Below are 6,788 nucleotides of genomic sequence, written 5' to 3'. Positions count from 1 at the left end.
CATGAGAACCAGCAACGGCCTTCAAGCTCCAGGCAAGAGCGTCATGCACCCGGAGTTGACGGGAAGCTCCTTACGGAATTGTTAGGCGGCGTACGCACGACCTACACGCGCCGCCTTCCAGCCAAGGTACAAGCAGAGCAAAGCGAATAGAACCGTAAGGATCATTGCGAAGTGGACCTGCCTGCAGCGCAAGGCTTCCGCGAAGAGCGAGAACTTGCCCTTGCAGTACCCGGAAGCCAGGCTGGCTGCCGAGAATATCCACAGAAAGCAGTAGAGAGACGCGAGCGCGCTGAAGATTGATCCAGCTATTAGCCAAGGACGCGATCTACGTTTCATAGCCGCCTAACTATCGATTCGAGGACAATTTGGGGCGTAATCCCGGTGCCTATCACGCCGGTGAATGATTCGCTTTCGGTGGACCACCAAAGAAATCAACCACCTGACACCGGAGTCGGTGCGTAACCCCGGTGCGTAACATTCCGGCGGATGATTCCATTCAGGAATTCCGGTCGGGACGCTATCACCGCTGCCGAGCTCCTGGCAATGCAGCCATTCTGCCAACGGTAGACGCTGTCGGCCTGGATCCCGGCGCGGGCCGGGATGGCGGCGAAGGGCCGTGATGGCTTGGGTTGGGAAAAACAGCCGGCGGCAACCCCCCGATTGCCGCCGGCTTCCCTCACCCATACCTCTTGCCGCACTTCCCCTTAGAACTTCTGCCCGAACCGGATGCCCAGCGTGCGCGGCTGGTTGGTCACGGTGTAGATCTGGCCGTTCGGGTACTCCGGTACCACGCCCGCCGCGCCGCAGACCGTCTCGGAACAGTTGGTGAAACGGTAGATGTCGGCGCGCTCGTCGAAGACGTTGTTGATGTACACGCTGAACGTCCAGTTGTTGCGGCTGATGCCGGCCGAAAGGTCGGCCACGGTGTAAGCGTCCAGGCCACCCAGGATCCCGCGCTCGAGGATGCGCAGGTCCGACGTGCGCGAGCCCACGTGCACCACGTCGCCCTGCACGAAGGCATCCATCGTGCCGACCGTGAAGTTGTAGCGGGCGATGATGTTGCCCTTGAACTCCGGCGTGACCGGCAGGCGGGTGCCGTCCGGCGCTTCCGGACCATCGACGACAACGTCGTCGCTGGTATCGTCGAACGTGCCGCCCGGGTTGATGGTGCCAGCCGGGCATACGGTGACGGAATTGCCCCCCTCGTCGGTCCAGCCGCAGAAGTTGTCGGTCAGCTTGGCGTCGTAGAACGCCACGCCGGCGCCGATCTGCAGGTTGTAGGTCGCGGCCCAGTTGATGTCCATTTCCAGGCCGTCGATGCTGGCCTGGTTGGCGTTCTTGATCTCGGTCAGACCGTTGGCACCGAGGATGGAGAACTGGAAGTCTTCCCACTCCTGGTGGAACACCGAGCCGTTGAAGGTGAAGCGGTTGTCGGCCCAGCTGGTCTTCCAGCCCATCTCGTAGTTGGTGAGGTAGTCCGAGAGGTAAGGCGGCAGCGTGCCGCGGCGGTTGATGCCGCCCGGACGGTAGCCTTCGGACCAGGTGGCGTAGACCATCTTGCTTGGCGTGATCTGCCAGGTCAGGTTGGCCTTGCCCAGGTTGCCGCTTTCCTTGACGGTCTTGTCGAACACTTCGCACGGCGCGCCGTTGAACGATGGCCAGTTGGCCGGATCCTCGCCGAACTGGGCGATGCAGACCGACTCGCCATAGGGTGCGTCGGGGAACCAGCCGTTGCTGAAGCCGAAGAAGCCCTTGAGGCTGTTCTCGGCTCGGAAGTGGCGGCCGCCGATGGTGCCGATCAGCACCTCGGGAATGAAGTCGTACGAGAACTCGCCGAAGACCGCCTCGTCCTTGTCCTCGCGCTCCTGCTTGGTCAGCCAGATCGTGTCGGGCCAGCCGGTGATCGAGTACTGCGAACCGAAGCCGTCGATCTTGTAGCGCTGCTCGATGTCGTGCTTGTGGGTCTGGTAGAACAGGCCGGCGGTGATGCGGAAGCGGTCTTCGCTGGGCGAGCTCAGGCGCAGTTCGTGGCTGTCCTTCTTGTAGCGGTCCTTGCCTTGGATGTACTGCGACGGATTGATGAGATTGTCGTTGTCGTCGTAGGCGTTGTACGACATCAGCGTGTCGTACCAGAAGCCGTAGTCGTTGTAGTCGGAGTCGACGTCGACATCGCGCTTGAGGTGGCCGTAGGCGTAGGTCAGGTCGAAGTTGCCGATCTTGCCTTCGACGGTCATGGCGGCCTGCCACCAGCGGTCGTCCGACCTCTCCTTGTAGAAGTGGCTGATCGCCAGGTCGCCGACTTCACGGTCGGTGAAGAAGGCGCCGTTGGCCACGGCCTTCTGGCCCATGATCATCGGCGTGATCGCCCAGTCGTCGGAAATGTCCCACCGCAGGGCCATGCGCGCACCGGTGGTGTCGACGTCGTTGTAGTCGTCCTCGGCGCGGCCGGTGCAGACCAGCTGGTCGGTGCTGGTGCAGTCGCGGTTGGTCAGTACGCCACCCCAGCTCGGCTTGACGTCGTCGCTGTCGTCATCCGGAGTGCCGCCGTCGCTTGCGACGCGGATCGGGAACTGGCGGTCCTGCGGCTTGTTGTCGATGTAGCCGGCGTCGTGCTGGTTCCAGCCGACCAGGCGGAACGCGGCCGAGTCGCTGAGCGGGACGTTGACGAAGCCTTCCTCGATGTGACCGATGCCGCCGTCACTGACGCTGTTGAGCTCCAGGTCGTAGCCGGCGGAGAAGCCGCTGGCGTCGGGCTTGTTGGTGATGATGCGCAGCGCACCGGCCTGGGCGCTGGCGCCGTACAGCGTGCCCTGCGGGCCGGACAGCGCCTCGACGCGGGCGACGTCGTAGATGTGCAGGTCGAGCGGGCCCTGGATCGTGGTGATGGGCTGCTCGTCGAGGTACACGCCCACGCTCGGCAGCGAGCCGGAGTGGTTGCCGTCGCCGCCGCTGGCGACGCCGCGCATGTAGATCTGCGAGAAGCCCGGGCCGAAGGTCTGGTAGGAGACGCTCGGCAGGAACTTAACGTAGTCCTCGAAATCGGTGATGTTGAGTTCGTCGAGCTTCTGCTCGCCGAGCACCTCGATGCTGATCGGCACCTTCTGCAGGTTCTCCGAGCGCTTCTGCGAGGTCACCGTGACCGTGTCGAGCACGAGTGCCTCGCGCTGCCCGGCGGTCTGCATGGGCTGGGCCGGTTGCGCCGGTGTGGCCTGCGTGGCGGCATCCTGTGCGAACGCCGGTGAGGCGAACGCCAGGCAGATGGCTGCCGTCAGCGGAAAGCGCTTGAACGGCGTGGATGAAAGCCGCGCCGGTGCAACGGGTGTACGTGATCTACTGCCGGACTTCTGCATCGTTCTTCTCTCCCCAGACGGACGAAATGGCGCGGAAACCGAACTGCCAGCTTCAAAACTCCCCGGGTGGCTCGGGGTAGGCGTCGAGCACCGGCCCGAGTGCCGCCTTGAGCGGTTCGAGCCAGGGTTCGTAATGGCGCCACTGATCGAGGCCTTCGCGGAAGATCGGCTGGCGCACCTGTTCGGAGCTGGCAGTGCGCACCGGCCGTTCGTTCTCGAAGAAGCGAAGGCACTGCGCCTCGAACGGCAGGCCGCAGGCGTCGAGCAGGCGACGGACTTCGTTCTCGGTGTCGTCGACCATGCGTTCGTAGATCACCCGGTGCACGCGACCCGGCAACACATCGTCGAAATGCGACATCAGCGCGACGTAGTCGCGGTAGAAGCGGCCGATGTCGTCGAGGCTGTAGCTGAAGCCCTGGCCGCGGGCGAAGTGCTGCTTGAAGTTGGAGAAGCAGCACGCCAGCGGATGCCGGCGTGCGTCGATGATGCGCGCGTTGGGCAGCATCAGCTGGATCAGGCCGACGTGCATGAAGTTGTTGGGCATCTTGTCGATGAACAACGGCGCGTCGGTGCGGCGGTGGATGCGGGTGCGGTCGAGGTAGCGGCGGCCGAGGGCACGCAGTTCGTCGCCGTCGAGGGTGGCCAGGACGTCGTGGTAGCGGCCTGGGCCGCTGGCGTCCGGTCCCGCGCGCGAGCGCAGTTCACGGCTGATGGAAGTGACTTCCGACAGCTCCATCGTGCCTTCGACCAGGCTGTGGCTGGACAGGATCTGCTCCAGCAACGTCGAGCCCGAACGCGGCAGGCCGACGATGAAGATCGGGTCACGGGCATCGTCGCCGCTGCCTGCACGGCGCTGGAAGAACTCACGCGTGTACAGCCGGTGGACGTGCTTGACCTTGGCCGTGGTGGCGCCGGCGTTGTAGTCGAGCTGGGCACGGCGGACGGCATTGCCGCGCGCGTAATGCCGGAAGGATGCCTCGTACTCGGCGACGTCCTCGAGCGCCTTGCCGAGCGCGAACTCCAGGTGCAGGCGGTGCTCGTCCGACAGTCGCGGCTGCGCCAGCTGCGCGCGCATCGTGTCGATGTCCTGCGCGCTGAAGCGCAGTGTCTTGAGGTTGGCCAGGCTCCACCAGGCTTCGCCCAGCGACGGTTCCAGCGCGATGCAGCGGCGGTAAGCGGCGATTGCTTCGTCCTGGCGGCCAGCGGTCTTGAGCGCGTGGCCGTAGCTCATCCACACCCGGGTCTGGCGCGGGTACGCACGCAGGATGCTGTCGTACAGGTCGATGGCCGTGGCGTAGTCGCCGATGCGGCACAGGACGGCAGCCTTGAGGTTGCGGTAACCGGAGTTGTCCGGGGCGGCGGCGAGCAGCGCATCGATCTGCGCCAGCGCCTGTTCGGACTTGTTGCCGCGGTGCAGGACCAGCGCGTAATGCTGGCGCGCGGCATGGAAGGTCGGTGCCAGTTCCAGGCAGCGCGCCAGCAGTTGCTCGGCGTCGCTGGTGCGGTCGAGGCGGGCGGCCAGTTCGGCCAGCATGCGCAGTGCGGCGACATCGGTGGGCGACTTGCCCAGGTGCGCGCGCAGCAGCGCCTCGGCCTCGGGGAGGCGGTTCTCGGCCAACGCCGCGCCGGCACGAAGCAGCGCCGGGTCGCGGCTGGAATAGCGCACGTGCTGGCTGTAGGCGGCTTCGGCGGCGGCACTGTCGCCGGTGGCCGAAAGGTGATCGCCCAGTGCCAGCCAGGCGCTGGGAAGCTCGGGCTTGAGTGCCACGGCGCGTCGCAATGCCAGCAGCGCATCGTCGCCGCGACCGTTCCGGCCCAGCGCGATGCCCAGTTCCAGGTGCGTCCGCGCCGAACCCGGCTGCGCCTGGGCGAGCGGTTCGAGCACGGCCAGTGCGCCGGCATGGTCGCCACAGGCCGAGCGCGAAGCGCCCAGCACCAGCAGCGCGGTCGGGTGACCGGGCAAATGCTGAAGGATCTCGGTGGCCTGTGCCGCGGCCAGCGCCGGTTGCTCGTCCAGAAGCCGCACGGCGTGGGCCAGTGCGATCTCGAGGGTGGCGGTGGGCTCGGGTGCGGCGCTCATGCTGGGTCTCACGCGTGACAGGACGGCGGGGGCTGGCAGTGCGGTGACGCCACCTGACTATGCCGAATCAGGCGGCAACAATCACCAATTTTTAACAGTACACACGTCGGCCGGTTCGGTGGCTGGTTCACGAAACACGCTCCAGGGCCAGGGCGACGCCCTGGCCGACGCCTACGCACATGGACAGCAGCGCCCGCCGCTGGCCGGCGGCGCTTCCAGGAGCGGCGCTTCGCAAGGGATGTTCCAGTTCGTGCATCGCGGTGAGGGCGAGCCTGGCGCCACTGGCCCCGAGCGGATGGCCGAGCGCGATCGCGCCGCCGTTCGGGTTGACCCGCGGGCTGTCGTCGGCCAGGCCGAGCGTGCGCGTGACCGCCAGTACCTGGGCGGCGAAGGCTTCGTTGATCTCGATCGTGTCGAAGTCGTCCAGGCCCAGCCCCAGCCGCGGCAACAGCCGGCCGATCGCCGGGACCGGCCCGATCCCCATCGTCCGCGGCGCCACGCCGGCGCTGGCCATGCCGAGCACCCGGGCACGCGGCGTCAGGCCGTGGCGCGCTACCGCGTCCTCGCTGGCAAGCAGCAGCGCGCAGGCGCCGTCGTTGATGCCCGAGGCATTGCCGGCGGTGATGCTGGTGCCGGCGCCGAGGGGCGGTGCCAGCGACGAAAGCTTTTCCAGCGTGGTGTCGCTGCGCGGTTGTTCATCGCTGTCGAACTTGCCCACCGCCATCAGCTCGCGCGCGAAGCGACCGTTGGCGATGGCCCGCGCCGCGCGCTGCTGGGAACGCAAGGCGAACCCATCCTGGTCGGCGCGGGCGATGCCGTGTTCGTCGGCGAGGTTCTGCGCGGTGCGCATCATCGGGTCGACGCCGTGCAGTGCCTCGAACGTCGGGTTGACGAAGCGCCAGCCCAGGGTGGTGTCCTGCAGGGTCTGTTCGCGATCAAACGCGCCGTCGGCCTTGCCCATCACGTAGGGCGCGCGCGACATGCTCTCGACGCCGCCGGCGATCGCCAGCCCGGCCTCGCCCAGGGCGATCGCACGCGCGGCCTGGCCGACGGCCTCCAGCCCCGATGCGCACAGGCGGTTGACGGTGACGCCCGGCACCGACACCGGCAATCCCGCCAGCAACAGCGCCATGCGCGCGACGTTGCGGTTGTCTTCGCCGGACTGGTTGGCGCAGCCGAGGATGACCTCGTCGATGGCCGCCGGGTCTAGACCGGCATTGCGCAGCATCAGCTGCCGGATCGGCAGGGCCGCCAGGTCGTCGGCCCGCACCATCGACAGGCCGCCGCGATAACGCCCGAACGGCGTGCGCACGCCGTCGCAGAGATAGACGGGGCGCATGCCGGTCATTGGCGGACCG

Annotated in this window: 3 protein-coding genes; all 3 read right to left on the bottom strand. The window is 66.7% G+C overall.

All coding sequences use genetic code 11. The annotated features are described in order from the left end of the window. Positions 1-704: 704 nt before the first annotated feature. Positions 705-3,350, bottom strand: coding sequence for a TonB-dependent receptor (locus AC3A3X_RS07900; RefSeq protein WP_487582474.1), 2,646 nt, complete (start codon positions 3,348-3,350; stop codon positions 705-707). A gap of 52 nt (positions 3,351-3,402) precedes the next feature. Continuing rightward, a complete protein-coding gene (locus AC3A3X_RS07895; protein ID WP_487582473.1) occupies positions 3,403-5,430 on the bottom strand; it encodes a tetratricopeptide repeat-containing sulfotransferase family protein in 2,028 nt (675 codons plus the stop codon). Between the two features lie 127 nt (positions 5,431-5,557). Next, complete coding sequence (gene pcaF, locus AC3A3X_RS07890; RefSeq protein WP_487582472.1) at positions 5,558-6,769, bottom strand: 3-oxoadipyl-CoA thiolase; 1,212 nt, start codon at positions 6,767-6,769, stop codon at positions 5,558-5,560. Between the last annotated feature and the right edge of the window lie 19 nt (positions 6,770-6,788).

Source organism: Lysobacter sp. Soil_N_23 (assembly GCF_057656135.1).
The sequence above is the reverse complement of the archived record's forward strand: the minus strand, read 5'-3'. Positions and strand labels throughout refer to the sequence as shown.